20 protein-coding genes are annotated in these 26,102 nt (G+C 65.2%); 13 read left to right on the top strand and 7 right to left on the bottom strand.

What is annotated here, in order from left to right; translation table 11 throughout:
- Positions 1-237 precede the first annotated feature (237 nt).
- From O5I81_RS03045 to O5I81_RS03060, 4 genes are all read left to right on the top strand, one after another.
- Positions 238-366, top strand: coding sequence for a hypothetical protein (locus tag O5I81_RS03045; protein WP_271067469.1), 129 nt, complete (start codon positions 238-240; stop codon positions 364-366).
- Between the two features lie 409 nt (positions 367-775).
- A complete protein-coding gene (locus tag O5I81_RS03050; RefSeq protein ID WP_271067470.1) occupies positions 776-2,374 on the top strand; it encodes a hypothetical protein in 1,599 nt (532 codons plus the stop codon).
- A 20-nt stretch (positions 2,375-2,394) separates the two neighbouring features.
- Positions 2,395-2,811 carry a hypothetical protein gene (locus O5I81_RS03055; protein WP_271067471.1) on the top strand — a complete coding sequence of 139 codons (417 nt, stop codon included), beginning with the start codon at positions 2,395-2,397 and terminating at the stop codon, positions 2,809-2,811.
- Between the two features lie 141 nt (positions 2,812-2,952).
- Complete coding sequence (locus O5I81_RS03060; protein ID WP_271067472.1) at positions 2,953-3,549, top strand: transposase; 597 nt, start codon at positions 2,953-2,955, stop codon at positions 3,547-3,549.
- 186 nt (positions 3,550-3,735) lie between these two features.
- Here O5I81_RS03060 and O5I81_RS03065 read toward each other — a convergent pair whose 3' ends face one another.
- The 5 genes from O5I81_RS03065 to O5I81_RS03085 all read right to left on the bottom strand — a co-directional run bounded on the left by O5I81_RS03065 (position 3,736) and on the right by O5I81_RS03085 (position 8,111).
- Positions 3,736-5,040 (bottom strand): hypothetical protein, encoded by a 1,305-nt coding sequence (locus O5I81_RS03065; RefSeq protein ID WP_271067473.1) that lies wholly within the window; start codon positions 5,038-5,040, stop codon positions 3,736-3,738.
- A gap of 26 nt (positions 5,041-5,066) precedes the next feature.
- Complete coding sequence (locus tag O5I81_RS03070; protein ID WP_271067474.1) at positions 5,067-6,539, bottom strand: hypothetical protein; 1,473 nt, start codon at positions 6,537-6,539, stop codon at positions 5,067-5,069.
- Positions 6,540-6,548: 9 nt separating this feature from the next.
- Complete coding sequence (locus O5I81_RS03075) at positions 6,549-7,034, bottom strand: phage tail protein (protein ID WP_271067475.1); 486 nt, start codon at positions 7,032-7,034, stop codon at positions 6,549-6,551.
- A 146-nt stretch (positions 7,035-7,180) separates the two neighbouring features.
- On the bottom strand, positions 7,181-7,564 hold the full coding sequence (locus O5I81_RS03080; protein WP_271067476.1) for a DUF6768 family protein: 384 nt from the start codon (positions 7,562-7,564) through the stop codon (positions 7,181-7,183).
- Entirely contained in the window at positions 7,551-8,111 is a 561-nt protein-coding gene (locus O5I81_RS03085; protein ID WP_271067477.1) for an RNA polymerase sigma factor, read from the bottom strand. The genes O5I81_RS03080 and O5I81_RS03085 overlap by 14 nt, the downstream gene beginning before the upstream one ends.
- A gap of 216 nt (positions 8,112-8,327) precedes the next feature.
- Here O5I81_RS03085 and nhaA point away from each other — a divergent pair, with 216 nt between their 5' ends.
- The 5 genes from nhaA to O5I81_RS03110 all read left to right on the top strand — a co-directional run bounded on the left by nhaA (position 8,328) and on the right by O5I81_RS03110 (position 16,297).
- Positions 8,328-9,584 carry a Na+/H+ antiporter NhaA gene (nhaA, locus tag O5I81_RS03090; RefSeq protein WP_271067478.1) on the top strand — a complete coding sequence of 419 codons (1,257 nt, stop codon included), beginning with the start codon at positions 8,328-8,330 and terminating at the stop codon, positions 9,582-9,584.
- A 111-nt stretch (positions 9,585-9,695) separates the two neighbouring features.
- Positions 9,696-10,910: an AAA family ATPase gene (locus O5I81_RS03095; protein ID WP_271067479.1), complete on the top strand. Its 1,215-nt coding sequence runs from the start codon at positions 9,696-9,698 to the stop codon at positions 10,908-10,910.
- Positions 10,910-11,359 (top strand): hypothetical protein, encoded by a 450-nt coding sequence (locus O5I81_RS03100; protein WP_271067480.1) that lies wholly within the window; start codon positions 10,910-10,912, stop codon positions 11,357-11,359. Before O5I81_RS03095 ends, O5I81_RS03100 begins: the two co-directional genes overlap by 1 nt.
- Positions 11,356-13,329: a hypothetical protein gene (locus O5I81_RS03105; RefSeq protein ID WP_271067481.1), complete on the top strand. Its 1,974-nt coding sequence runs from the start codon at positions 11,356-11,358 to the stop codon at positions 13,327-13,329. Before O5I81_RS03100 ends, O5I81_RS03105 begins: the two co-directional genes overlap by 4 nt.
- Complete coding sequence (locus O5I81_RS03110) at positions 13,322-16,297, top strand: hypothetical protein (protein WP_271067482.1); 2,976 nt, start codon at positions 13,322-13,324, stop codon at positions 16,295-16,297. Before O5I81_RS03105 ends, O5I81_RS03110 begins: the two co-directional genes overlap by 8 nt.
- A gap of 16 nt (positions 16,298-16,313) precedes the next feature.
- Here the strand turns inward: O5I81_RS03110 and O5I81_RS03115 are convergent, their stop codons facing one another.
- Positions 16,314-18,539, bottom strand: a complete 2,226-nt coding sequence (locus tag O5I81_RS03115) for a TonB-dependent receptor (RefSeq protein WP_271067483.1) — start codon at positions 18,537-18,539, stop codon at positions 16,314-16,316.
- A 612-nt stretch (positions 18,540-19,151) separates the two neighbouring features.
- Here O5I81_RS03115 and O5I81_RS03120 point away from each other — a divergent pair.
- A complete protein-coding gene (locus O5I81_RS03120) occupies positions 19,152-19,799 on the top strand; it encodes a terminase small subunit (protein ID WP_271067484.1) in 648 nt (215 codons plus the stop codon).
- Positions 19,800-20,071: 272 nt separating this feature from the next.
- On the opposite strand, the gene O5I81_RS03125 is transcribed toward O5I81_RS03120, so the two are convergent.
- Positions 20,072-20,290, bottom strand: a complete 219-nt coding sequence (locus O5I81_RS03125) for a hypothetical protein (RefSeq protein WP_271067485.1) — start codon at positions 20,288-20,290, stop codon at positions 20,072-20,074.
- Positions 20,291-20,384: 94 nt separating this feature from the next.
- On the opposite strand from O5I81_RS03125, the gene O5I81_RS03130 reads away from it, so the two are divergent.
- From O5I81_RS03130 to O5I81_RS03140, 3 genes are all read left to right on the top strand, one after another.
- A complete protein-coding gene (locus O5I81_RS03130; protein ID WP_271067486.1) occupies positions 20,385-21,512 on the top strand; it encodes a radical SAM protein in 1,128 nt (375 codons plus the stop codon).
- Positions 21,513-21,834: 322 nt separating this feature from the next.
- Positions 21,835-23,979 (top strand): ATP-binding cassette domain-containing protein, encoded by a 2,145-nt coding sequence (locus O5I81_RS03135; protein WP_271067487.1) that lies wholly within the window; start codon positions 21,835-21,837, stop codon positions 23,977-23,979.
- A 27-nt stretch (positions 23,980-24,006) separates the two neighbouring features.
- Positions 24,007-26,073: a TonB-dependent receptor gene (locus tag O5I81_RS03140; protein WP_271067488.1), complete on the top strand. Its 2,067-nt coding sequence runs from the start codon at positions 24,007-24,009 to the stop codon at positions 26,071-26,073.
- Positions 26,074-26,102: the final 29 nt, after the last annotated feature.

Below are 26,102 nucleotides of genomic sequence, written 5' to 3' on the forward strand. Positions count from 1 at the left end.
GGTAGAATTCGAAAAGCCTGGGCCGGCAAGGGTTTTGAAGGCTCTTGCGGTGGCCCGGCGTGGGATAATGGTCTTGCCGCTTCGATAAGGCGGCTCCGGTTCACCGCCAGAGGCTTTCCGCCTGACCGCCCATGCCGGGCCCGCCGCGCCGGCTATGCCCCTGCCTCCGCCCGCTGGAGCAGCTACAGGCTGCTGCGCGACCCCCGGGTCCAGGCCCTGCTGGCAAGGCCGGACCCGGTGAAGCTGGGGACCGGCTACAACGCGTACGCCGCCATCGAGGAGCTGGGCAGCTTCGCTTTTGCAACCGTCCTCGACTTCGCCGTCATCCGCCTGGACGGCGCCCTGGAGGTCGACCTGCCCGCCTGAAACGCGACCGCGCCATCGCCATCCGCGAAGTCACCCTCGCCGAACGCACTCACCCCTCCGGCGCCACCACCGCGTCACCCGGCTGAAACTAGCCGACAAGTCCCTGGCCCTGACGCGGTTCCTGCGGGTGTGCGGGATCGAGAGCCTGGCGCATGAGTGGAGGTGGGAGGGGGGGCAGGATCTGCCGGGGCGGCCGGAGAAGGAGGTGGTGAAGCGGATGAGGGCGTGAAGGGGGTAGGTTGCCACCCGAGGTTTCCGAATAACTTTCTATTGTTCGAGAGCGATGGGGAAGCTCGGTTGCGCTTCAAAATCGGCTGCTACGACGGACCGGCTCCACCAAGGGTGGTGAATCGACAACTCGATAACTGTTGGTAATATGGCCTATCTGAGGGTCTCGTGGGGGGCACCATTGACCGAAGTGACCTTAGGCGACCTGTTGACGCCATCCGATCCGCTCGGCCCGGCTCGCCATGAGAGGATACTGAGGCGTGTAGACAACCAAGCCTCAAACCTTCTTCTGTATAAAACCAATCTGTTTGATGAGATTACGTCTCGCCCTCGTCCGCTCATTATTGGCAGGAGAGGGTCCGGTAAAACGGCTGTCGTTAACGCCCTCCTGGCGCAATCTGCAGGTAAAAACTATTCGTATGCGGAGAATCCTGGGTATATACAGAACAATAACAATATTATTGTATTCATAAATTCTTGGAGTTATTTTGACTCATTAGTCGAGCAGGTTGGACACGACATAGCATTGACTCATGGTCCAGCTGTCGATTGGACTGGCGTTCTGCCCGAAACCAGCGCGCGCGTCTGGAGTAGGCATATATGGCGAGCGATATTCCAGCGCATATACGACGATTCGCTTAAGGTGGGACAATCAAAGAAGCAAGAATATATAACCGCAGTCAAAAATTACATCTCTGGTAGAGATTTCGTTGTCAACGGTACTGATATAACTAATGGTGGGCTTGATAGTGCATCTGGAAAAGTTCGACAAAAAATAATTGAACACCTAGTTGCTACTAAATCTAAGTGCATTCTCATCATTGATTCTCTTGAGGGGTATCCCGTCCATAGTCCGAGATTCTCAAAGGTGATTTCGGGATTCTTGAGGTTCATCAGCGACTTTCAGGACTCCCATCCGAACTGCCGCGTCTACTGTTGCATGCCGGAAGAAATAGAACCGTTCGTTGCTCAGCATTATCCAAATACACATAAGGACGGTTCTAAAGCAACAAGCATATCTCGTCTTCAATGGAGAACAATGGATCTCCTGAAGATTGTCGCTAAGCGCTACAGAGAATTCTTAAAACTCCATCTCTCCCGAGAAGATAGTGATTTTATTGATTCAATACAAGGATTAAACCTAGACAGAAAAGACGACCTGAAATATTTTTTCAGTCAAGTTATCCCGGAAACTGTAAGAAACAAATACGGCCAAGAGGAAAATACAATTGCGTACATAATTAGGCATACTCAACTATTGCCGAGGGAATTTTTGTTGATTTTTAGTACGGCTATATTGATGTCTCATCGAGATATTGGCTCGTGGCGTTATATAGATGAGAAAGCTATTGTGGGTGCTATTGATTTTGTCGAAGAAGATTTATGCAATCAAATATTAACGCCCTTTAGACCGCTTTACCCTGTCCTGTGCGAGAACGTGAAGAGTGTAGTTGCCCATTTGCCGCCGATATTTCGTGGGCGTGACCTTCAGTCTTGTAAAAAGCTGGACAACATCACGAAAAGTGAAACGGTAGATTGTTGGAGTACGCTATTTTCGATGGGAATCATAGGGTATTTGGAAGATGAAAGCGGTCCTAAGCCGGGGTCTATTTATGAGCCGGCGAGATTTTACTATAACTCGGTGAAGAGTATTACGTTTGCTCCCGATAGATTGTACTGTTTTCATCCGATCTTTAGCGGAACATGGAATCTCAGAAACCATCCGGAGGCTACAGGAATGAAGTTTGTATATCCCGCTCAGATTTCGTCAGAGCTCTAGTTCACCTGGTGCGGCTGAATATGAACTTTATAGTCGTTGTTGCATTGGCACTATACGCCACAGCGGCCCTCTTTTTGGCTAAGGGGTTAGGTGACCCTGAAGTGGTGAAGAAGTCCGGTGCGCTATTGGGTGCAATTGGGGCCCTTTTAACTGTCTTCCAAGCTTTCGTCGAAGAGAACCTTGAGAAGAACGAGGAAGGCGATTCTGATAGCCGTCCGTCCGGCATTAGCTTGGCGTACGCGGACGTGATCGCTGCAATTAGGCGGAGGAGATCGACCGGGCGTGCCATAAAGCGTTGGACGCTCATTATAGGGCTCGGATTAACGTTGATGCTGGCCGAGCTTCTCCACGGCTTTGGAGATGACTTTTACGGCCTGCTTTGGCCTGATGCCTCCGACGAAAAAGTGGCACCTAGGTTCGAAGATGTGGAGAAGTAAAGGCCGAGAATGCGGTTCGGGTGTGGAGCTCCACGGACATCAGACAGATTCTGACGTCCATTCCGTCGACCCCGCCATGGCCAGACTATCCCGCGTCGTCGCCCCGGGCGTTCCGCATCACGTCACCCAGCGCGGCAATCGGTGGGCTTCTTTGGCGACGACGCCGACCGGGCCTTTCGCGAGCTGCTCGCGGAGGGCTGCCAGGCGGCGAGGGTCGAGATCCTCGCCTACGGCCTGACGCCCAATCCTGTGCATCGGGTGCTGGCGCCGGCCTCGGAGGGGGGTCAGCGGGTCGCCCTGGCCGAGGCGCACCGGCGCTATTCCCGCAGGATCAATCCGCGCGAGGGCTGGACCGGCCTTCCGTGGCAGGGACGGTTCGCCTCGGCGCCGATGGACGACCGGCATCTGCTGGCGGCCTGCCGCTATGTCGAGCTCAACCCGGTGAGGGCGCGGCTGGTCGCGGCGCCGCGGGACTGGGCCTGGTCCAGCGCCCGGGCCCACCTGGGCGGCAAGCCGGACGAGGTCGTGTCGATTGGGCCGATGCTCAGCCGTATGCCCGACTGGAGCGGCGTTCTGGCGGCCGGCCTGTCGGAGGCCAAGCATCCGGCGCTGCGGTCGGCCGAGCGTACGGGGCGGCCGCTGGGGTCGAAGGCCTTTGTCGCCGAGGTCGACCAGTGCTCCGGGCGGTCGTTTGAGCTGGGCAAGGCTGGCAGGCCGCGCCGGGACCGCGAGGGGTAGGGATGTGGCGCCGACGGGGGGCCGTTCCTGGGACGCCGGTGGTCATAATCCGCGCATCCAGCAATCCCAGCCGTGCCCAAGGGCACGCTCTCTTGGCCTAGAGCCCTACGAAATGGGTACCGGCATTGGCTTCCCCTCACTCCGTGTCGCCGGGATGAGCGGAAAAGCTAAGGGCAGCCTGGCCCGTCACAGCAGCACAAGCTCGGCCACTTCCGCGATCTCCTCGCCCTCGGCGGCCATGGCCTCCATGGCTTCGGCGCTTTCCTCCATGGCGGAGTCCGTGCCGGTGGTCGTGGTGGGCGGGGGTTCGGTCAGGGGGGAGGTGGCGGAGGGGGGGCTCAGGGGGTCGCTGGCGGGCTCGGTGGAGGGCGAGGTCAGGGGGTTGTCCTCGAGCTGCTTCTGCAGCTGTTCGCTCGTCGACTTGCGGTCGCTGGCGGCTTCGTAGAGCAGGGTGGGATCCGCCGGCTGGACCATGGCCCTGGAGGCTTCCAGGGAATGAAGATCGGCGCCCGCGATGTTCGGCGCCGGGGTGTTGAAGGTGAAGGGTTCGGTCGGAACGGGAGGCGTCCTGGCGGTGCGTCTCGTGACGCGGGCGAAGACCAGGGCGTGGTCGGTCAGGGGAGCGCCCAGGTTGGCCGGGCGGGTGATGGCGACAGGATCGGGAGAGGCGATGTCGAACCGTCGGTCGTTCCGGGCCAGAACCCTGTCCCAGCGGGTCGTGCCCAGCTGTTCCGGATCGTTCTTGCCGAAGGTGGTGCCGCTCGTCCAGTCCCTGGAAAGGTCTTCGAAATGGGTCGCCGGCATCGCGCCCCGGCGGTTGAGGTCGCCGATCAGAATGTCGACCTCCTGGCCCGCGGCGCTGTTGACGATGGTGTCCACCACCTGCTCGACCTTGTCGCTGACGTCCGGGCCGGGGGCGTGAACCGAGGCGATCCGGAGCTTGCGGCCGGCATGCTTGACCTCGGCGATCGTGCCGTTTCGAAACCACTCCGGCTCACGGTTCAGCGTGCGGAAGTGTTCCTCTTTGGATTGGTAAGGGTGATCTTTCCGGGGCCGGAAGCGTTTGGCAAGCTCGACCTGCCGCTCGCCAAACCTGCGGGCGGCGTTGGCCTTGTCGTCCTCGATGAACCGGGCGAGGCCTTCCTGAACATTGAACTTGGACGAGGTGACCTTGGTCCCCCGGCTCATGACAATGATCGATTCCTGGGTGTGGGCGCTGCCATCCGTGTTCTGACTGGTCACGGAGATTCGCTTGCCCGTCGCCTTATGGTACTGCCGCTTGATGGTGCGGCAGATCCTGGCGACATTGTCGTCGACGCCGACGATTTCCAGCAGGAAGCCGACGAAGGGCGTGTCGGCCCCCTGAGGGCCCTTGTCGACCACGCCGCTGATGCCATCGACCACGCGCTTGACGGTATCCGCGGTCGAGGTCATCCCGCCATAGCTCTTCTTCCGGAGGTTCCAGGAGAAGACGGTCAGGTCGTCGTCCATGCCGGGCGCCTGCTCTCCTGGCCGCGTCAGCCGACCGCCGCGGCCAGCAGGGTGTAGGTGGTCCCGGTCGCCGGCGAGGTGATCGTCACCGTGATGGTGTTGAGCCCGAACTGCAGGAAGTCGCAGTAGTCGACCGAGGTGAAGTCCTTGGCCCGCAGCGGCACCACCAGGACGTTGTCGGCCCCCATGCCGCCCTCCGGCGCGGTGATCGTCCGCACCGGCAGGGGCGTGCCGTTGATGGTGATGGTCATCTGGCAGGAGCCGCCCGTGGTCACCCAGTGCTTGAGCGACAGGTTCACATCGCGGGTGGTGTCGAGCATCTTGAAGTAGATGGTCAGCGCCACGTCGCCGGCCGAGAAGTCGGTGCTGGTGACGCCGTTGAAGCCCGTGCCGCGGATCAGCATCAGGTTGGTGTCGGCGGTGATGGCGAAGGCGCCGCCGCTGGAGGTGGGCGCGACGTCGAACTGGTTGGCGACGAAGCCGATCAGGCCGGCGCCCGTGCCGACGCCGATCGGGTCGAGCGCCATGACCGGCAGGTCGAAGGTCGGCGAGCTGTAGTCGCAGGGCTCGTAGGTGTCGATGCTCGCCGTCAGCACGCTGTCGGCGGCCGAATGGGTGGCCACGCACAGCGTCAGGGCATGGCTGAAGCCGATGTCGATGCCCTGGGCCAGGCCGGGCTTGGGGGTGATCAGCCAGGCGGCCTTGGAGACGAAGTCGACGCCGAACAGCGACAGTTCCGAGGGCGGATAGACCTGCACCCCGTCAAACAGCCGCGCCTGGACATAGTCCGGCAGGACGATGTCGTTGCTGGAATCCTCGTTGCGGAACTGGATGACGTTCCAGGGATACTCCTGGCCATAGATCCAGGTCGGGATGGTGGCGGTGGAATCGAGCTGGGCATAGGCGCCCCAGTCCTTGAGCGCCATGGAACTGGCGTTGGAATACTGGGAGCCGCTGTCGGTCGACCGGCCCGAGCTGCTGCCGCGTGATTTCTCGCTGGTGCTGGAGTGGGAGGCGGACCCGCCGATGTCGCCGGTGGCCGAGTCGCCGAAGAAGCCCAGCGAGACGGAGGCGCCGAAGGTGTTGGTCTGGGCGGTCGAGGAGCCGGACGAATACTGCTGGGAATTGGAGACGCTGCTGGAGTCGGAGTCGTTCTGGCTGGTGGTCACCGAGGTGTTCATCGTCTTGGGCGAATAGTCGATGAGGGTGGCGCTGCGGATCACCGAATCCGGATCGGCGATGGCGATCCGGTTGGTGAACAGGGCCGGATAGCTGCTGAAGCTGGTGACCTCGCCGCCGACCGGCTGGAAGGCGTCGGCGTTGGGCAGGATGACCCGCTGGGTGCAGGTCACCACGAAGGACTGGACCTCCGCCAGGTTGCGGGTGTCGACGTACTTCTGGACCTCGTACTGAATGATGGAGCGTCCGATGGTGACGCCGGTGGAGATCAGGACGATGTTCTCGGACTGGGTGTAGAGGTCCTTGTCCTTGATGATCATGGCCGGCCCTCAGTACTGGATGATGTAGTAGAGGTAGGCGTTGATCGGCCGGGTCTCGCTGCTGACCGAGTAGGTGGAGGAGTCCGCCACATCGGAGGTCGCGTCGGTGTTGATATAGTCGTGGCCGTTCTTGATGCCGCCGCTGTCGGGAATGTTGCTCTGGCCCTCCACCTCGTAATAGCCGTGGTCGTGGTTCTGGAAGGCGTGCGACTGCACCGAGCCGACGGTGGATGAAAGAACCGACGGGTCCTGCATGTCCGTGCGCGTGGCGACGTCGGGATCGCGCCCGGCCCCGTCATCGACGCCGCGCACGAACCGGCCGCGCAGGTCGGGCAGGTAGAACTCGCCCTCCGGCGGGTTGGCCCCGTAGAGGTTCTGCACCGCCGTATAGAGGTTCGCGTACTGGGTCTGCGAGACGGCCGTGCCGTCGCAGAGCAGCCAGCCAGCCGGAATCTGGTCCGCCAGACCGCCCCACATCATGATCATGCCCGCCATCGATCAAACCCTCCCTTCGCTATGTCGGCATAGCGACCGAAGCGGGAAAATTTGTCAACCGGGAGTCGCCGATTCCTAAATACAATCTGAACGATTCTTTTCGAACGCGTCAGAGCCGGCCGCCGACAGGGTCTCGCGAGCCGGCGTCAGCCGCTCGCGCCCTGCAGGCGGATGAGGCTGGCGACCTGGAGTTCCAGGCGTTTGACCTCGCGGACGATGGTGTTCTTCTGCATCTCCATGAAGAACCACAGCTTGATCATCACCAGGCCCAGCATGGCGACGGCGGCCAGCGCGCCCCAGAGCAGCATCTGGCGTTGATCGGCGGCGCCGACGAAGCGCCAGCCGGCCCAGGCGGCGACGGCGAACAGGCCGAAGCCGCCGGCCCAGCCGACCAGCCGGACCCAGACCTGCTGGTCCTCGAAGGCGCGCAGGGCCTGTCTGATGATCGGTTCCTCGCCGCCGAGGTCGGCCAGGGCGCGGAGCTCTTCGGGCGACAGGGCGCGGCGCAGGGCCTCGTCAATGGGGGTCATGGTCTTCTCCTTCCAGATGCAGTTTGAGACGCCGGCGGGCGGCATGAAGCCTGGACTTCACCGTGCCGGCGGGGAGGTTGAACGCGACGGCGAGGTCCTCGACCGGGAGGCCCTCGCCATAGTGGAGGCTGACCAGCAGCCGTTGGTCCGGGGCCAGTCCGGCCAGGGCGGCCGTCAGGTCGAGGACGCGGTCGGGATCGCCGGGCGCGAGGCCGTCCTCGACCTGGCGCAGCGCGGACACCGAGCGAACGAGGGCGCGGCGGCCCTGGCGGCGGCGGATCTCGTCGGCGCAGCGCCGGCTGGCGATGGCGTAGGCCCAGCCGGGAAAGCGGGCCGGGTCCCGCAGGCGGCGAAGGCCCCTGGCGATCGCCAGCCAGGCGTCCTGGACGGCGTCGGTCGCCGCGTCGCTGTCCAGCAGGACGCGCTGGGCGTGGCGGCGCAGGCGCGGGGTCCACAGGACGACCAGCCGGCGGAAGGCCTCGCGCGATCCGCCCTGGGCGGCGATGACGAGATACTCGTCGAGAACAGCTTCGGCGCGTCGATCCATGGCCCCACCTTCAGCCCTATAGTCGCGGGGCGGAGGCATCCGGTTCGCGGCGTCGCGCAAAAAATCGGCGGGTAACGACGCGGGCCCGGCCCGAGGCAAGGAAACTGCTCCCGGCCGGCGGGCGGGGCCAGCGAAACCGGCGGGGCGGTCCGATTTCGCGCCGGTTCCGACCGGTTCTGGTTGGATCGCCGGGCCGGGGCCGCTATTCCCTCTCTCATGACCCATCATCGGCCCAATCGACCGCTGTCGGCGCTGCGCGACTTCCTGGCCCATGAAGCCTCGGGCGGCTACGTCCTGATGGTCGCCGCCGCCCTGGCGCTGGTGGTGGCCAATTCGCCGCTGGCGGGGGCCTATTTCGGGACCCTGAAGCTGGAGCTCGGCGGCCATCTGGGGCCCATCCACCTGCGCGAGACGGTGCTGCACTGGATCAACGACGGGCTGATGGCGCTGTTTTTCCTGCTGGTCGGGCTGGAGATCAAGCGGGAGGTGCTGGACGGCCAGCTGTCGCGGCCCTCGCAGATCGTGCTGCCGGCCGTGGCCGCTTTTGGCGGCGTGGTCGTGCCCGCCCTGATCTTCCTGGGGTTCAATATCGCCGATCCCGCCACCCGGGCCGGCTGGGCCATTCCGTCGGCGACCGACATCGCCTTTGCGCTCGGCGTGCTGGCGCTGATGGGCAGCCGGGCGCCGACCTCGCTGAAGATCTTCCTGACCGCCATCGCCATCATCGACGATCTGGCCGCCATCATTATCATCGCCCTGTTCTACACCGCCGAGCTGCACCTGGTCCCGCTGGCGGCGGCGGGGGGGCTGTTGCTGGCCCTGCTGGCCCTGAACCGGTTCAAGGTGCGGGCCCTGTGGCCGTATCTGATCGTCGGGCTGGCGCTCTGGTACTGCGTGCTGGAGTCCGGCATCCACGCGACCCTGGCCGGGGTGGCCTTGGCCATGTTCATCCCCCTGCGCCGCAGCCCCGGCCGGCCGGACGCCCACGACTCGCCCCTGCACCGGCTCGAGCACGCCCTGCACAAGCCGGTGGCCTTCGTGGTCGTGCCGCTGTTCGGCTTCGCCAACGCCGGGCTGTCGTTCGCCGGCATCACGATGGCGGCGGTGATCGCGCCGCTGCCGCTGGGGGTGGCCCTGGGGCTGTTCCTCGGCAAGCAGCTGGGGGTGTTCTTCACGGCCCTGGCGCTGATCAAGCTGAAGCTGGCCGACATGCCGCGCGACGCCGGCTGGAAGCAGCTCTATGGCGTCAGCCTGCTGTGCGGCATCGGCTTCACCATGAGCCTGTTCATCGGCAACCTGGCCTTCACCGATCCCCTGCTGATCGACGAGACCAAGATCGGCGTCCTGGCCGGCTCGATCCTGTCGGCCCTGGTCGGCATGGCGGTCCTGGCCAGCGGCCGCCCGCCGGCCCCGGAGCGGCAGGCGGAGGACGAGGCGCGGTTGCCGGACCGGGACGGGGCGGGGGAGTCCTAGCCGCTCGCCGGCGCCGCATCCCCGGCTTGAAATTGCGCCCCCCGCGTTCCAGAACGGTCGCCAGTACTTTTGCAGGCCGGCGTCGGGAACGGGGTCCGGGTGGGGGACCTGATGAACCTGTCTGACCGGGGCGGCGCGGCCGAGGCCGTTCGCCTGATCAATGCGCAGCTGGACGCCTTGAGCGGCCAGTTCGTGTCGCGGCGAGCCATTCTCGAGCTGATCATGCTGGGGCTGATCGCGCGCGAGCATGTGCTGCTGATCGGTCCGCCGGGGACCGGCAAGTCGCTGGTCGTGCAGGCCATCGCCCGCAGTGTCGAGGCCCGCTATTTCGAATACCTGATCGGCCGCTTCACCGAGCCCTCGGAGCTGTTCGGCGGGCTGGACCTCAATGCCCTGAAGGAGGGCGAGATCCGCCCCGTGACCGGCGGCATGCTGCCCGAAGCCGAGATCGCGTTCCTGGACGAAATCTTCCTCGGCTCGACGGCGATCCTCAACTCGCTGCTGAAGATCCTCAACGAACGCACCTACCGGCGCGGGCGGTTTTCGATGAAGAGCCCGATGCTGTCCTGCGTGGCGGCCTCCAACGCCCTGCCGGAAGACCCGCTGCTGGCCGCCTTCGCCGACCGCTTCCTGCTGACCAGCTTCGTCGATCCGGTCGAGGACGACCGGCTGACCGACCTGATGCGGGCCGGCTGGGCGCTGGGCGCACAGGAGCAGGCGGCCGTGCCGTCGCTGCCGGCCGGGGTGGTGGGCGAGCTGCACCAGGCCATGCTGGCCGTCGATCTGTCGCCGGTTCACGAGGCCTATGCCCATATCGTCCGCAAGGTGCGGCTGACCGGGGCGGTGCTGTCGGACCGCAAGATCGTCAAGGCCCAGAAGTTGATCGCCGCCGCCGCCCTGCTGCGCGGCCAGACGGCAGCGGGTCTCGAGGACCTGTGGCCGGTCACCTTCCTGGTGCAGTCGCGCGATCAGCAGGCGCAGGTCCGCGACCTGCTGCAGGCCGAGCTGCAGCACAGCCGCAACCCGGTGCTGACCGGCAGCGTCGCCCAGGCCGTGCATGGCCCCACGGCCCACGCCGCCGAGCTGACCGAACAGGCGATGGCGCTGCTGGAAGAGCGGCCGGCCCTGGCCAGCGATCCCCTGCAGGAGATCTGGCTGGTGCGGGTCGAGACCCTGCTGGCCCGCATCGACGCGGCCTTCGATCCCAAGGCGCTGCCCCAGGGCCTGCGGGCGGTGCGGAAGAGCCTGGAGAGCCTGCTGGAGACACAGTCGTCTGGTGTCGTCGCCGGCGGCGGAGCGCTGGCGGCGCCGGTCGAGGCGGACTGATGCGCTGGCGCCGGGTCGATCCGGTCCAGACCATCGACGCGGCGATCCTGCTGGGGGCGGATGCGGCCGGGCGGCTGCGGACCGCCATCGGCCGCTCGGCCCTGTTCCGGACCTTGCGGGTGGCGCATGGCGAGGACTGGGCGGCGGTGTTCGCTGGCGAGGTGACGGGGGCCGGGGGACGGCGCGAGCCGATCCTGCCGCGCATCGCCGGGGCGGTTGCCCTGTATGAGGCGGCGCCCGACTGGTGGCTGCCGGCCGGGGTGGCGGTCGATGTGCCGGCCCATGTCGAGGCTGTGCTGTGGCGGGCCATGGCGGCCAGCCGGCATATCCAGCCGCCGGCCATCGTGCTGCCCCGCTTCGAGGCGGACGGAACCAGCGGCGAGGCCGACCTGTACCTCGCCCGGCAGGCCGTGCCCTTCGAGCGCTCGGCGCTGTCGGAGGCGGCATGACCACCCTGGTGGTCCAGGGCGAGGCGGGCGCCAGCCTTCCGGCCGCCTATGCGACGTTCGCGCCGATCCTGGGGCGGCTGAGCGAGCCGATGCAGCAGGTGCTGCGCGGGCTGCTGGTCCAGCTGGAGCGCAGCCTGACCAGCTATGACGCCCCGCGCCTGCGGCCGCAGGGTGAGTTCGAGGGGCTGGGCGGACTGGCCCGAAATGGGGATATCGGCCACATCCTGCAGAGCGAGTTGCTCCTGCGCAGCGAGGCGCCGCTGGAGTTCCTGCGCCGGCTGGCCGATGGCGAGACCCTGTTTCTGGAAAAGCAGTACGCCGATCCCGGGGTGCGGCCGGTCTATCGGGCGCTGGTCTCGGTGGGGCCGGGGCTGTTGGGCCACGGCCGGATCCTGGCGCTGGCGGCGCTCTTCTACCTGGCCCGGCTGGCGGCGCAGCGAGGGGCCGATTTCCACTGGTGCTTCCTGCCGCGCGAGGACGGCGCGGTGTGGTTCGAGGGGCTGACCGTGCCCGGCGTCACGCGAATGCTGAAGGCCGCCAGCTTTCGCGAGATGGAGGTCGGCGACCTGGAGGAGGCCGTCGACCTGTGGTCGCGGCTGAGCAGCGAGCCGCCGGAGACGGTGGACTGGGTGATCGGCGCGCGCCCGCGGCGGACGGCGGCCGGGTCGGCGCCGGCCATCGAGGCGGCGGCCAACGCCCTGGCCTTCACGCTCGGCCCGCCGATCGCCGGCGCGCGGCGGACGGTGCGGGTGGCGATGCGGCTGGCCGGCCAGGCGCGGGCCGGGCTGGAGCTGGTGTTTCCGGATGACCGGGTCTGTGTCTCGGCGCTGAATGATCCTTTCCGTCCGCTGGACCCGGCCCGGCTGCCGGCCGCGTCGCAGGCCGCCGAGGAGCGGAACGGCTGGGCGCCAAGAGGGATGGCGGCGGCGGGCGGGCAGAGCCGCTTCGTCCGACTGGCCGATGGCCTGCTGCTGCTCTTTTTCCGCAAGGAAACAGAGGTGGCGATGAGCTACTTCTTCCGCCTGCCCAAGGACGCCATCCTGGCCGGGGTGCAGCTGGATAACTCGGTCCTGCGGGTGCTGCTGTACAGCCGACGGAGCGGCGAGGGGGTCTTCCACGGCTCCGACTTCCTCCTGCAGCCACGCGGCAGCTTCACCCCCTGGGAACCCTACCGGCTGCCGGTGATGGCCGACCAGCTGTTCAAGGACCACGCGCCGAACGTCATCCCGCCCATGCAGGTGATCCCGTCCGGTCGGCGGTTCCGCTCGGCCAGCGGCGGGGCCTTCGATCTGGACCGTTCGGCCCAGGGCATCGGCGCCTTCAAGCCGCGCCGGGACGTCAGTCCGTTGCTCAGCTCCGACGGCTTCCACAGTCTGCAGCTGGAAGAGACGGGCGAGCGCCGGCGGCTGATCGTGCTGAAGCAGGGCTCGCCGATGGCCGGAGGCTATCCTGTCGACGATGCGGACCTGCGGATCGACCGCCTGGTGGGCATGCGGTTCCTGTCCGGGGAGCAGGCCCTGGCCGTCGGCCAGCAGGGCCGGCGATGGACGATCCTGCCCTTCCAGTCGCCGGTGGAGGACACCGTCTCGCGGTCGTCCCATACGGTGGTGCTGGCGCCGGAGGACCGGCTGGTGGCGGGACGCTGGCGGTGGGATGGGGCGGTCGTGCGGCTGTGGTCGGACGTTCGCCGGGGCGGCAAGGGGACGATCCGCTATGGCGAGGTGCGCAACGGCGTCGTCGGCTATCCCACGGCCACCTACAAGCTGGGGGACGACGCGGCCAGCCTGATCAAGCTGGAGCCGGGGCTGAACGGTTACTGGGGGCTGACGGTCGACGCCAAGGGCGAGCCGGACCTGCTGGTTCACTACCGGCCCAATCGCAAGACCTCGACCCTGATCCGCACCGCCTTCAGCCTGCGGGGCCTGGCCGACGCCGCGCCGCAGATCGACCTGGAGCAGCTCCTTGCATAACCGCGCCCACGTCCTGCGGCGCGGCAAGCGCCTGGCCGGGCCGGCCTTTCCGGCGCAGCCGACCTTGCACTTCGGTCAGGCCTGGCCGGGGCTGGCCCTGGTGCTGCCGGCCGGGGCGGCGAGCCCGGACCTGCGGCCGCTGCGCCAGGCGATCGACGGCCTGTGGCGCGGGCCGCTGGCCGGCGGCGAGGCGGGGGAGGAGGTGCTGGTCGTCACCTTTGTTTCGCCGGTGCGGCTGGAGGCGGCGACGGTCCCCGGCGCCCTGCCGCTGGCGGCGGGCCATGCGGGGGTGCTGACAAGCTTCGCCCAGGCGACGCCGGGCGCGGAGGCCGCGCCGCCGACGGCCGGGCCGGTGCGTCGGGTCGAGCTGTGGTGGGGCGGGCGGCCCCGGCGGGTGGCGCTCGAAGCCTTGCCGCGTCTGCCGCTGGAAGACCTGTGGGATCCGCCGAGGCTGCATCTGCACCTGCCGGCCGCGCCGCGCCGCACCGACGTTGCGCCGGCGCCCGCCGGGGGTGCGGGCAAGCCGCCAGCGGAGGACGGGCTGATGCCGGTCGCCCGCAGCAAGGTGGCGCTGGCGACAGAGCCGCCGCCGCTGTCCGACGCGGCGATGGACTCCCTGGCCAGGCTGGAGGACCGCATCAAGCTGTCGTCCATCTTCCGTCAGATGTTCCTCGGCGACGGCCGGGCCGGCGGCCTCGCTGGGGGCAGGGCAGGGCCGTGGGGGCAGGCGCCGATGCCCAAGGGACCGAGCGCCTGGCAGAACCTGGGCGGCTGGCTGCGCTGGCACACGCCACTGGGCAATCCCCTGCGCCGCAGCATGACCGAGCGCATGCGGCTGGTCGAAAAGCTGATCGCCTCGGGTGATCTGGACAGCGCCCTGAAGCTGGCCATGTCGCTCGGCGGCAAGACGGCCGAGGGCCTGAGCAAGATCCTGCCGAGCGGCATGTGGGCGGCTCGGGGCAGTCTCGACCTCAACATCAGCCCCGGCGGATTCGCCGCGCCGATCCTGGGCTCGGGCGTGTTCGACAGCCTGGAGCAGCGCTATCGCCGCCTGGCCGGGCAGCTCGAGCGGGACGGCGATGTGCGGCGGGCGGCCTTCGTCTACGCCCAGCTGCTGAACGACCATGTCGCCGCCGTCAACGTGCTGGAGAAGGGCGGTCTGCTGCGCGAGGCGGCCAAGCTGGCCTTCGATGCACGGCTGTCGCCGGTTCGCACGATCTCTCTGCTGTTCAAGGCCGGCGAGCTGGACGCCGCCCTGACGCTGGCCAAACAGGCGGCCTGTTTCGAGGCGCTGGCGCTGGACAGCAAGGGTAGCCAGCCCCGCTACCACGCCTTCGTCATCAAGGCCTGGACCGACATGCTGGTCGCCAGCGACCAGCCGTTGCGGGCCCTGCAGGTCACCGATGACCTGGCCGAGGGCATGGCGGCCGACGCCGCTCTGCAGCAGGCGCGCCGACGCTGGCTGGCCGCCGCCCTGGCCCTGCGCGGCGAGGATCCGGCCGGGGCGGAGCTGATCGTGCGGGGTCTGCTGACCGCCGACTGGACGCCCGAGGATGTCTCACCCGAGGGCGTCGAGGATTTCCCGGACATGGCGCGGGTGGCCGGGAGCGGAGCGCTGCCCGGCCTGCTGGTCGAGCTCCAGGCGGCGCTGGCCGGGCCGGGTGAGCCGGATCCTCAGAGCCTGATCGATCTGCTCAACGCCTTCTCCCGCCTGGCCGACGAGGGGCGGGCCGAGCAGGCGGCCTTCTGGGCGCGGCCCGGGCCCATCCTGCTGGAGGCGCTGGCTCGCGCCCTGACCGAACGGGCGGGGGACCGTCTGGGGCCGAATGAGCTAAGCACCCTCGGCCGGCTGCTGGACCGGGCCGGCCAGTCGGTGCTGTCCGGCGACCTTCGCAAGCTGACCCGCCTGCATCGGGCCGGCGGCCGGCGTCGGCAAAGCTGGCGGCTGCCCGCGCCCGACCTGAGGCGCGAGGCGGTGCGCCGCGCCTGCGTGCTGGCCGGCGGCGAGGTGCTGGCCTGGCGGGAAAGCGACCTGCTGCAGCTCTTCGACCACCATGGAGCGCCGCTGTGGCAAGGGCGGCTGAGCCAGGTGATCGGCCTGGTGTCCGTCGGCTCCAGCGCCAGCGCCCTGGTGCTGCAGGATACCGGGGAGGGCGCCGTCACCCTCAGCCGCTTCGTCGCCGGTCAGCGCCGGCTGTCGTCGATCGGACGGCTGCGGCTGCGCGCCTGGCACGACGTCACCAGCGAAAGCCAGTGGCTGGTGCAGATCGGCGGCGACGTCGGCGCGCTGGATCTGGCGGCCCTTTGCGGGCCCCGGCCGGAGGTCCGTTTTCTGTGGTCGAGCGCCCTGACCGAACAGGTGCGGGCCATCGCCTTCGCCCACTTCGCCACCGGTGCGAACTGGATCACCCGGGACATCGGGGCGCGCCCTGGCGTGATGGAATCCTGGAGCCGTTCGACGGCCGGCGAGGTGCAGACCTCGGTGTTGCTGCCGCAGGGCGCGACGGCGGAAGAGATGACGCCGCCGGCCGACTGGGTGTGGGCGCCGCACGGCATCAACCGCAATGGCCCCGGCCGCGGCGTGATCACCAGCCTGCCCTGGTCCATCGAGCGCGAACGCACCGCCGTCGCCATCGCCCGGGCCCGCGCATCGGCGGGCGTCACCGAGCAGGACCGCTTCCAGTCCTGTGACCTGTACCGCCCCTTTGTCCGGCTGGCGGGCCTTCGCGGCGAAACGGGCGACGGTCCTGACGAGCGGATCACCGTCATCCAGGCGTCTGGCGGCACGCAGCCTCTGTTCAGCATCGAACACGCCGCCGACGCCGGGCTGGCCTGCCTGGCGCGCGCGCCTTCACGATCGGGGGCGGAGCGTGACCCGGCCCGGCGCGGCGGCGTCTGCCTGTTCGCCGACGGCCACGGCCGGATGATCGCCGTGGAGCCCCTCTCCGGCAATGTGGTGCTGATCTAGGGCCGGGACCCGCCCCTCAGCCCCCCGTCGGCGGGGCCGAGAAGTCGAAGGTCGGGTCGCGTTCGCGCTTGGGCACAGCCCCGAAGGTCCAGGTCAGGCCGATGAACACCGCCCGGCCGCCGAAGGTCCGCTCGTTGCGGTCGGTGAAGCTGGCGGTCCGCGCGGTGGTGGTGTCGCCGAAGTCGTCGAGCAGGTCGCGGGCGGTGAGCTGGAAGGCCAGCTTCTCGGTCAGCTTGCGGCGGTAGCCGAGGTTCAGCATGCCGCCGGCCTCGCGCTTGCCCTGGGCGGTCAGGGACTCGCCCTGGTAGAAGCCCGACAGCTGCAGGAAGTCCTCCGGGGTCGGCTGCCAGCTGAGGCTGGCGCGGCCGCTGTAGACCGTGCCCGAGCGATCCTCGCCGCCCGGCAGGCCGGCGGCGTCGATCTCCTGCTGGTAGAGGTTGACGCTGGCGTTGTACTTCAGGGTCTTGGTGATCGGGCCGCTGGCGACCAGTTCGACGCCGTAGTCGCGGCGCGAGCCGAGGTTCTCGGGCCGGGTCAGCAGGACGCCGCCGCCGATGTCGGTGGCCACGTCGGTGAAGGCCTTGTCGGTGTCCCGCAGATAGGCGGTGGCCTGGTAGAAGGTCTGGCCGGCCCGCAGCTGCCACATGACCTCGAAGGCGTCCGTCTCCTGGGGCTCCAGGTCCGGGTTACCCGAGCGCAGGTTCAGGGGGTCCTGGTAGCTGACGAAGGGATTGAGCTGGAAGGGCTGCGGGCGCTGGATGCGGCGGCTGTAGCTGGCCTTGATCTGTTGGGCGTCGCTGATCTGGTAGCCGAGGTGCAGGGTCGGGTAGAGGCGGCTGTAGCTCTGGTCGGCCTCGGCGCCGGTGGTCACCAGGTTGAGCTGGATGTCGGCGTATTCGGCCCGCAGGCCGACCTGGGCCGAGAGCTTGCCGAACGGCCGCTCGTAGGTGACGTAGAGGGCGTGGACCGCCTGGTTGACGTCTATTTCGTTGGTCACCAGGGGGTCGGGAATCAGGGCGTTCTTCGCCGCGCCGCGGCTGGTTCCGGTGTTGAAGCCGATGTCGCGGTAGTCGAGCTCGTAGCCGGCCTTCAGCTTGCCGTCGTCGGGCATCGGGCGGACGTAGGCGCTGGTGAAGCCCAGGACATTGAGCAGGAAGCGGTTGTCGATCCGCTCGTAGAGGTCCGGCAGGGCGGGGACGTCGTAGTCGGTGCGGGCGGCCTGGAAGACGTGGCCCTTGTTGCGGTCGTAGCGGACCTCGTTGGTCCAGTCGTGGCCGGCGCCGTCGAAACGCTGGACCGTGCGCAGGGTGGCGCCGAGGTTATCGCCAGAGAAGCCGGCGTCGCTGTCACGGCTGTAGCGGCTGGTGACCAGGCCGGCGGCGTCGGCGGTCTCGTAGGCCTCTTGGCTGTCGCCGGTGTTGTCGATCAGGTTGCCGCGCAGCTCGCCGGTGACGGTCAGCTTGTCGGTCAGCCGGTAGTCGGCGGTGAAGCGGCCATAGACGACGTCGGACGGGCCCTCGACCGTCTGGGTCTGGCGGGTGGTGGAGATCACGGCGCCGGTCAGGGGATCGAGGCGCTCGCGGACCCGGCTGGCGGACTGCTCGCCGACGTCGTGGCGCAGGCCGAGGTCGCCCGACAGGGTCAGCTTGTCCTTCTGCCAGTTGGCGCTTGCCCCGACATTCCAGCGCTCGTCCTGGCCGATGTTGGCGCGCAGGGAACCGGTGAAGGACTGGCCCTGCTTGGGGGCCGTCGGCTTGGTGATCAGGTTGATGACGCCGCCGGAGCCTTCGGGGCTGTAGGCGGCGCTGGGGTTGGTCATCACCTCGACGCGCGCATACTGGTCGGCCGGCAACGACAGGATGGCCTGGGCCCGGCCGTCGCCGCTGAGCATGCCCGAGGGGCGGCCGTCGACGAGGATGGTGACGTTGGAATCGCCGCGCAGGGAGACGTTGCCCTGCGGGTCGACATCGACGCTGGGGATGTTGCGCAGGGCGTCGGCCAGGGTGCCGGTCTTGGCCTGCAGGTCATTGGCCAGGGAATAGCTGGTGGAGTCGATCGAGGTGCGGACCTCGCCCGGCGCGGCCTTGATCTCGACACCCTCGACGGTGGCGGCGTCCTTGGCCGCGGGCTTGCCGGCCGGGGCGGGCGGGGCCGTCTGAGCCGTCGCGGTCTGGGCCTGGGCCGAGCCGGCCATGGCGATGACGGCGGCGCCGAGCAACAGGCGGATACGTAACGACGTCATCAGACAATCTCCCCCAGGGACGCGGGGGCGCGCGCCCCGACACTGCAACAGTTGGCTATAGGCAGCGCTCCGGTCGGAGTAGTTACTTATTGGTCATGATGCAGGTCGGCGCCGGACCTGTGTTTCTCCTGCATCATTACTGGATTTTCATGTTCCGGCGACTTTGCCGCCGGACCCCGAAACGTCGGGCCGCAAGGCCGCCGGCGCGGTGTCCGCCTATCGAAGCGGCCCACCATTATACCCCGGGCTACAAAAACAGGCGGTGATTTTCCGATAGGCGGGCGAGGGCGCGCGCGGCCCCGGCCGGCGTGGGTTTGGCGGTGGCCGGGCGCCTGTGGGCGTGGGTCGCGGCGTAGGTCGGCGCGTGGCCGGGGCGCGGGGTTTGTGGGTCGGCGAGGGCCACGCGGCGGGCTACGGGCCGGACGTCCGCCCCGTTTTGGGGCAAGGGCCGTGTCAGCGGCCGATAATTTAGCCTGGGTAAAAGTCAGCGCGCCCCCCGCCGGCCGGGGGTTTGAGGCGCTTTGGGGGGCCTTGCGCCGGCCCGGCATGGGATAATGGTCCTGCCGCTTCGATAAGCGGCCCTCCCCCAGCCTGAGAAGAGGACCGCCCCCCGTGACAGATCAAGTGACCGATCCCGAGACCGCTCCCCCGGTCTGGCCGCCCCAGGTCCGGCCGCTCCTCCCGCCGCCCGAGACGACCGGCGAGGTCCGGCCCCTGACCGCGTTGCAGCAGCGGTTCGTCCAGGAGTACCGCCTCGACGGCCGCGCCAGCGCCGCCGCCCGCCGCGCCGGCTATGCCCCGGCCTCGGCCCGCTGGAGCGGCTACAAGCTGTTGCGTGATCCCCGGGTCAAGGCCCTGCTGGCCACGCCCGAGCCCGGCCGGACCACGAGCCTCCATGTCGAATACGCCGCCCTCGAGGAGCTGCGCCGGCTGGCCTTCGCCAACATCCTGGACTTCGCCATCGTCCGCCCGGACGGGGCGCTGGAGGTCGACCTCGCCCGCCTGGAACGCGACCGCGCCAGCGCCATCCGCGAAGTCACCCTCGTCGAACGCACCGACCCCTCCGGCGCCACCACCCGCGTCACCCGCCTGAAACTGGCCGACAAATCCCTGGCCCTGGCGCGGTTCCTGCGGGTGTGCGGCATCGAGATCGCCGCCCATGAGAAGGGCTGGGCGGAGGGGGTGCAGGAGCTGCTGACCCGGCCGGAGGCGGAGATCGTCGGACGCGCGCGGGATCGGAAGGCGAGGGGGTGGGGGTGAGGGCAGGGAAATCGATATAGTGTCCCCGGGTTTCCGAGGGGGCGATGGCGGTCACGGCAAGGCAGTTAGAATCATCAATCCTAGTCGATCGACGCGACGCAACGACTTCCGCTTGGATAGTCGGGATTGACACCGCCCGCCAAGATAAGCACTACTTTTCTATTCGCGCTGTGATTGCGCTGGACTTAGGGGGGGGGGGACATGGCCGCAATCTCGTTGGACCAATCGGGTCAGATCACGCTTTCCGATGAGCGACTATCGGAGCTGGAAGCTCATTTCATGATGGCTGGTGGTGATGGGGTCACGACGACGAACTCCCAAATCTGCACCGACACCACCAATGGCGACTGCATAAATTCGTTCAGCTGCAAAAATTCGCGCAACACGAACTGCACCAATCGACCTGCTTGCGCCATGGATGACGGTATCAGCTGATCACGGCTTAAGTCGGTGGAGGCACGCGCCACACAATTACGCGACGGACGTTTCATCTAATTACTTAGTATACTTGCTACCAACGACGCTCGTTTCGGGCGAGGCAGGTCTTGAGGGGGAAGTACTTTGGAACCAGGGTTGGCAGTGTCGATGGACAATGGTCTGATCGGCGGGTTCTCGCCGCACCAGATTGTCGGGGCTGTAACCAATCGTCGTTTCGAGCTCATCCTTCTTCCGACTGAGAAGTGCAATCTCCGGTGCACCTATTGCTACGAGGATTTCGCAATCGGTCGGATGTCCGACGAAACACAGTCTGCCATCGAACAGCTGCTTGCGCGGCGGGTGCCCGATTTACAGCATTTGAACTTCAGTTGGTTTGGCGGTGAACCGTTGGTGGCCAAAGACGTCGTGCTTCGTCTCTCACGGTTCGCTGCTGAGCTGTGTAAACGCCATGGCGTTAGGTTTAGCGGCGGCCTCACGACCAATGCAGTCCAACTGACCCCCGAACTTATGGTGCACCTCCTAGACTGCAATCAGAACTTTTTTCAGATCACGCTCGATGGCTGGGGCGCCACCCATGACGCCGTCCGCAAGTATGCCAACGGTCGAGGGAGTTTCGATGCGATCTGGCGCAATCTCCGCGCCATCAAGGCGTTGGAGCGTGAGTTTGAAATCGTTCTTCGCGTCCACGTCAGGCGCGAGAACATCGCTGACCTGGATGAACTCATGCGTCAAGTCGGCGAAGAATTTAGCGGTGACGAGCGTTTCCGGCTCGACTTCCAGCATCTCCGAGACCTTGGAGGCACAGGCGGCAAGACCATCCAACGACCTGTCACGATGTCCGAGCTCTTCGAACTGGAGACCCATTTTCGAAGGGTCTTTGCCGAGGCTACGCCGCGCGCCAGACAAAACGGCGATGCGCAGTCATCCGTGAGTATGGAAGCCTTTGCTACGCGACTTTCCAGCGAGTCCGCCGGATCGCGTCGGAGTGAAGAGATGGCCGAAGGGGGCGGGTACATCTGCTATGCGGCGAAACCCAACTCCTTGTTGGTTCGAGCCGACGGGCGATTGGCCAAATGTACCGTCGCTTTCGACGACGACCGCAACACTATAGGCAAGATCAACCCGGATGGGACCCTGACCATCGACAACGAAAAATTGGCTCCGTGGGTCCGTGGCTTCATTGATCTCGATGCTGGTAGCCTCGCCTGCCCACTTCAAAGCATGCACCTGGTAGCGCCACGGACGCGCGCCACGGCCAGCCAGCAGAATGCCTAGAAGCTGGCATCATCGTTCTACCACTACAACACGCGCCTGAGAGCGCCAACGGAAGGGCCGCAGAATGACTCAAAGGCCGATTGCGATAGATCAGTTCGGAATGGTTGTGCTGACAGATAGCGACCTAACCCTACTTGAGAATTCGCTGACCCTCGTAGGGGGAGGCGATAGCGAGGGGTCAGTTAACACCTATTGCAGCGGTAGAAATGACGGCTGCACAAACAAAGTTCAATGCAGGGACACCCAGAATACCGGATGTTCGAACCACAATACCTGCCCCGCGAACGACAGTATAGGCTGAACTCGTGGACGTTTCGTCCTAATGTTCTATGAAAGTGCGGCCGTGCGCCTCCCGCGTAACCTGGAACTTCAGATTCAACCTGGTGACTGCGGACTAGTGTGCGCGGCGGCCATGCTCGCCCTCTTTGGAGCGAGGATTGGCGTACAGGACATTCGACGTCATGTCGGCGGCTCGTCCCGAGGGCTAACGATCCGGCAAGTCCGGGACACCGTCCGGGCCTGCGGTGGCGCGGCCGAAGCGGTTGCGTTCGACCCGACCATTATCGAGCAAATGCCAATACCCTCTATCCTCCTCCTGCAGCGAGGCCACTACGTTGTCGTAGCGCGGCGCGCCGGCCGGACGCTAACAATCTTCTATCCGGAGTTTGGCTGGGCGCGCGTGGCGTTCGAATCCCTAACCGGCCAGTTGTCAAAGTTTGCGGTAACGTTGGGGGGCGTCGACTCTACGCTCTTGCCCACCCCATCCAAGCGGCAGGTGCCACTGGTCATTTTGGCAGCATTGCGGGCCTTCGAGCCGAAGGGGCTCTCGCTGCTTGTGCTGCTTACAGTACTGACTCAGCTTTTACTCCTCTCGCTTCCGACAGTTACGGCGAAGTTGATCGACAACCAGTCACCCTCCGGCGAGTTCAAGGAATTTGGCGGGGCCACGCTCCTCTATGTTCTTGTTTCGGCCATGACCGGCGTTGTTGTAGCGGCTGGAATCTACGTCGCTCAGCGTGTCGCTCGATCTGCCGGCCTCAACATGGGCGATATGCTCTTCACGCGGCTTGGGCGTAAGGAAAATCGCTGGTTTGAGTCATTACCCACCGATGGGGTCAGAAACGTTGTGGGGTCGGCCGACGGTGTCGTTCGACTCATAAACAACTCATCGGCGACGCTGACAATCGCGCTCACCTCACTGATCGTCTCGCTGGCGGCATTGGCACACCTTTCTCCGTGGATCTTGGCAATCTGCCTGCCCTTGATAGCTATAACTGGCAGCATAGATTTCTTCGCCGAAAGAGGCCTTCTTGGTGCGTCCGTACGCCTATTCGAAGCGGGCCAACGAAAGGGGCGCTTTATTGGCGACGCCCTTGCTCAACTCCCCTTGTTTCGTCGGGCAAATAAGCTGAGCGGCTTGAAGGCAAAGTATGTGGAGACCCTACGCGCGTCCGTCGACGCTGAGGCCGGAATTGCCGTTCGCCGGGCAGCCATCGGCACCGGCTCTAACCTTATCAAGGCCGTTGATCTGCTCTCCTTCTCGTTCCTGGCGTCCATTCTTATGAAGAACGGGCTGATCACAGTCGGTGGCTTCGTGGCGGCTGGGGCGTATAAGGTCGCACTGACTCAAAGTGTCACGTCACTGATCGGGCTGTACGGCCAAGCAATTTCTTTTGGCCCCAACATTCGGCAGGCGGACGATCTGTTCATGCCGTACGGGCCCGATGAGCGTTTAGTACAGGATGAAATCACCAGTCTGCCGGGGATCGTGTTTGAAGCTGTCGATTTCAGGTACAGCCCATTTTCTGAGCTGGTCCTTCGAGACCTCAACCTCGCAGTTCAGCCTGCCGATTTTGTGGTCATCGCAGGTGCCTCAGGCTGCGGAAAGACAACGATAGCCAGACTGATTTGCGGGTTAGATTCGCCAACGGCCGGCCGCGTCATGGTGGGCGGTCGCGCTGCAGATGGTCAGGCAGATGTCTCGGCTGTCCTGCAGACCGACAAGCTTTTCGACGCGTCGATCCGCGAAAACGTCGCTCTATTCGATGATCGGATGACTGACGAAGACATAACGCATGCGCTCGAGACCGTCTGCCTCCTAGACTTCGTCAAACAGCTACCGATGGGGCTTTCGACGAATGTAAGCGAGGCGCGTGGGGGCCTATCGGCCGGGCAGCGGCAACGCCTTCTACTGGCGCGCGCGGTCGCGTCAAAAGCTAAGATCCTTATCTTGGACGAAGCTACGTCGAATGTGGACGTCGAAACCGAAGCCGTCATTCTGACTCGGCTGAGAACTACAGGCGCAACAATCGTTCTGATTGCTCATCGGCCGGACGCGTGGAAGAGCGCTGATCGGATATACGATCTAGTAACTGGATCGTTGGTGTTGCGCGAAAACTCGTCAGACACCGTCTCGTATTCGCAAGCTGTTGAAAATCTAGTTCAGCGCCATGCTCGCCAGCACTGACCTGACCTGAGTCGAGAGTACTGTTGGATGATCTCCTGGATTCTAGCCCTGGCTCTACAAAGTGCGCCTTGCCAGGGTGGCCCGGCGCCGGCGGAATCTGATCAGGAAGCTGAGCCGGGCCTCGTTACCGAAGTTGAAATCAAGGGCGTAGAGCCCGGCGCAAAAGGCGAGATAGACAAGCGAACCTACGTTGTCAGCAATGACCCCCAAGCCCAAACATCCAACGCCTTGGAAATTCTCGGCAAGTTGCCGTCTGTCAGCGTTTCCGGGAGTGGTCGAGTACAGCTGCTGGGAAACAGCGACGTAACAATCTTGATAGACGGCAAGCGGCCAGTGAATGCCGATGCCTTGCTCAAGTCTCTCCCGGCCAGCCAGATTGGCAGCGTTGAGGTCATGACCAACCCCTCCGCCGATTACAGCGCGAGCGGCACAGCCGGCATCATCAACATCGTTACCCGCAAGCGGACCACACCTGGTCTCACAGGCTCTACTTCTGCCACCGTAAATAGCTTGGGTGGGGCACAGTTTTCGTTGGCCCCCTCGCTGACCAGAGGCCGATGGACAGTGGATGGCTCGCTTGGTTTGGCGTCCGAGAAAGGCGAGGGCTCAGCCCATATCAGTCGTGAGGTTTTTCCCTCAGCTGGCGGCCTCTCGATGCTTCTGGAGCAAAGCGAGCGTACCAAGAGCGAAGAAACGCGCGGCCGGCTGTCGGGGCGACTTTCGTATCGGCCAAACACCAAGGATACTTGGACGGTTTCGGTCGAAGCCGTTAAGCGCGTCGGGGATCAGCAGATTTCTAGTCGGGCTGTAGGCTACGAACAGTTCGAGCAGCGCAGCGAACGGCCGGACGATTCTCTCAGCGCACGGGTCGGCTTAGACTACGAGCACAGCGGCGCCACAGAGGGCGAAACGCTCAAAGCATCAGTCACTGCAGACTACCTCGACTGGGACCTGGAGAGTTTGGTGCATGTGAACCTCGCTGATCCGTCATCCGCCGACAGCCGATATCGCGTTTCCTCGGCCATTAAGACCCGCAATAGCGCTTTGAAATTTGACTACGGCAGGCCGTTCGGCACTGACGCCAGCTTTTCAAGCGGCGCCGTCCTTGAGTACAGTAGTGAGGAGACCACCCAATCACTTGATATTCTTTCGGGAGTCGGGCCTAGCCCTGCCTCTGAAGACCGAGTGGTCGGAACTCGCGTTATCGGAGCGGTCTACACCACAGCACAATTTCCGCTCGCGATGTGGACCGTGAAGCCCGGCGCCCGCATTGAGCACAGTAGGCTTGATTTTTCCTCAGACGCGGGGGCGGCAGACATTAGCGATCTGTCGGTGTTTCCGAGTCTCCACCTCAGGCGGTCCGTCGGCGAGCATTTTCAGGTCAATCTCAGTTACTCAAGGCGGATCAGCCGTCCCGACGTACAAAAACTCAACCCGTACCTAATCGTTACGAGTGAAACGACAGCGAGGATCGGCAACCCGGATCTTGAGCCCGAGTATACAAACTCCGTAGAGTTAAGGGTGGAGTATGCGAAGGACACGTTCAGCGCAGACGTAACCGTGTACGATCGAAACACGTCAGACGTATGGGCTCAGTATACGTCAGTCGCCCCAGGCGGCCTAACACTTACAAGCTACAAGAACGCAGGCGAGCGGAACGAGCGAGGGGCGGAAATTGCCCTTAGAGGCAGCGTCGACGAACGATGGAAATATTCTGCGTCTCTGAATTTGTTCAGCAATAGACAACGTGTTCCACAGGGCGGCGAGCGCGATGATTTCACTTGGTCTTCCAATGCTCAGCTCGACTATCGCACCCAGAGCATCGAGGGACGAAAGCCCGATGAGCTCCAGCTCTCGGTGAGCTATTTCGGCCCCCAAGTGTTCTATGAAGCCGAGATTTCCTCCTTCGCGCGAGCAGACTTCACCTGGCGGCACCCCTTCAACAATCGTGTCTCGGGAGTGCTAACTGTGGGAGACATTTTCAACAGCACCGGGATCACAACGAGGATTAGCACAGTAGGCCTGACCGAGGAGACGGTGAGCCGCACTGCCGGTACGACGGTGAGGTTTTCTCTGGTGCTGAGACTGAACTAAGTCCTTCTTGAACCAGTGCAATCCAATTG

Source organism: Caulobacter sp. NIBR1757, from assembly GCF_027912495.1.
Lineage (GTDB): Bacteria > Pseudomonadota > Alphaproteobacteria > Caulobacterales > Caulobacteraceae > Caulobacter.

Coding starts and splice junctions, on each gene's coding strand:
- O5I81_RS03135 (WP_271067487.1), top strand. CDS start 21,835: ATGTTCTATGAAAGTGCGGCCGTGCGCCTCCCGCGTAACCTGGAACTT.
- O5I81_RS03080 (WP_271067476.1), bottom strand. CDS start 7,564: ATGACCCCCATTGACGAGGCCCTGCGCCGCGCCCTGTCGCCCGAAGAG.
- O5I81_RS03105 (WP_271067481.1), top strand. CDS start 11,356: ATGACCACCCTGGTGGTCCAGGGCGAGGCGGGCGCCAGCCTTCCGGCC.
- O5I81_RS03115 (WP_271067483.1), bottom strand. CDS start 18,539: ATGACGTCGTTACGTATCCGCCTGTTGCTCGGCGCCGCCGTCATCGCC.
- nhaA (WP_271067478.1), top strand. CDS start 8,328: ATGACCCATCATCGGCCCAATCGACCGCTGTCGGCGCTGCGCGACTTC.
- O5I81_RS03085 (WP_271067477.1), bottom strand. CDS start 8,111: ATGGATCGACGCGCCGAAGCTGTTCTCGACGAGTATCTCGTCATCGCC.
- O5I81_RS03070 (WP_271067474.1), bottom strand. CDS start 6,539: ATGATCATCAAGGACAAGGACCTCTACACCCAGTCCGAGAACATCGTC.
- O5I81_RS03100 (WP_271067480.1), top strand. CDS start 10,910: ATGCGCTGGCGCCGGGTCGATCCGGTCCAGACCATCGACGCGGCGATC.
- O5I81_RS03130 (WP_271067486.1), top strand. CDS start 20,385: ATGGACAATGGTCTGATCGGCGGGTTCTCGCCGCACCAGATTGTCGGG.
- O5I81_RS03075 (WP_271067475.1), bottom strand. CDS start 7,034: ATGGCGGGCATGATCATGATGTGGGGCGGTCTGGCGGACCAGATTCCG.
- O5I81_RS03095 (WP_271067479.1), top strand. CDS start 9,696: ATGAACCTGTCTGACCGGGGCGGCGCGGCCGAGGCCGTTCGCCTGATC.
- O5I81_RS03125 (WP_271067485.1), bottom strand. CDS start 20,290: ATGAAACGTCCGTCGCGTAATTGTGTGGCGCGTGCCTCCACCGACTTA.
- O5I81_RS03140 (WP_271067488.1), top strand. CDS start 24,007: ATGATCTCCTGGATTCTAGCCCTGGCTCTACAAAGTGCGCCTTGCCAG.
- O5I81_RS03055 (WP_271067471.1), top strand. CDS start 2,395: ATGAACTTTATAGTCGTTGTTGCATTGGCACTATACGCCACAGCGGCC.
- O5I81_RS03065 (WP_271067473.1), bottom strand. CDS start 5,040: ATGGACGACGACCTGACCGTCTTCTCCTGGAACCTCCGGAAGAAGAGC.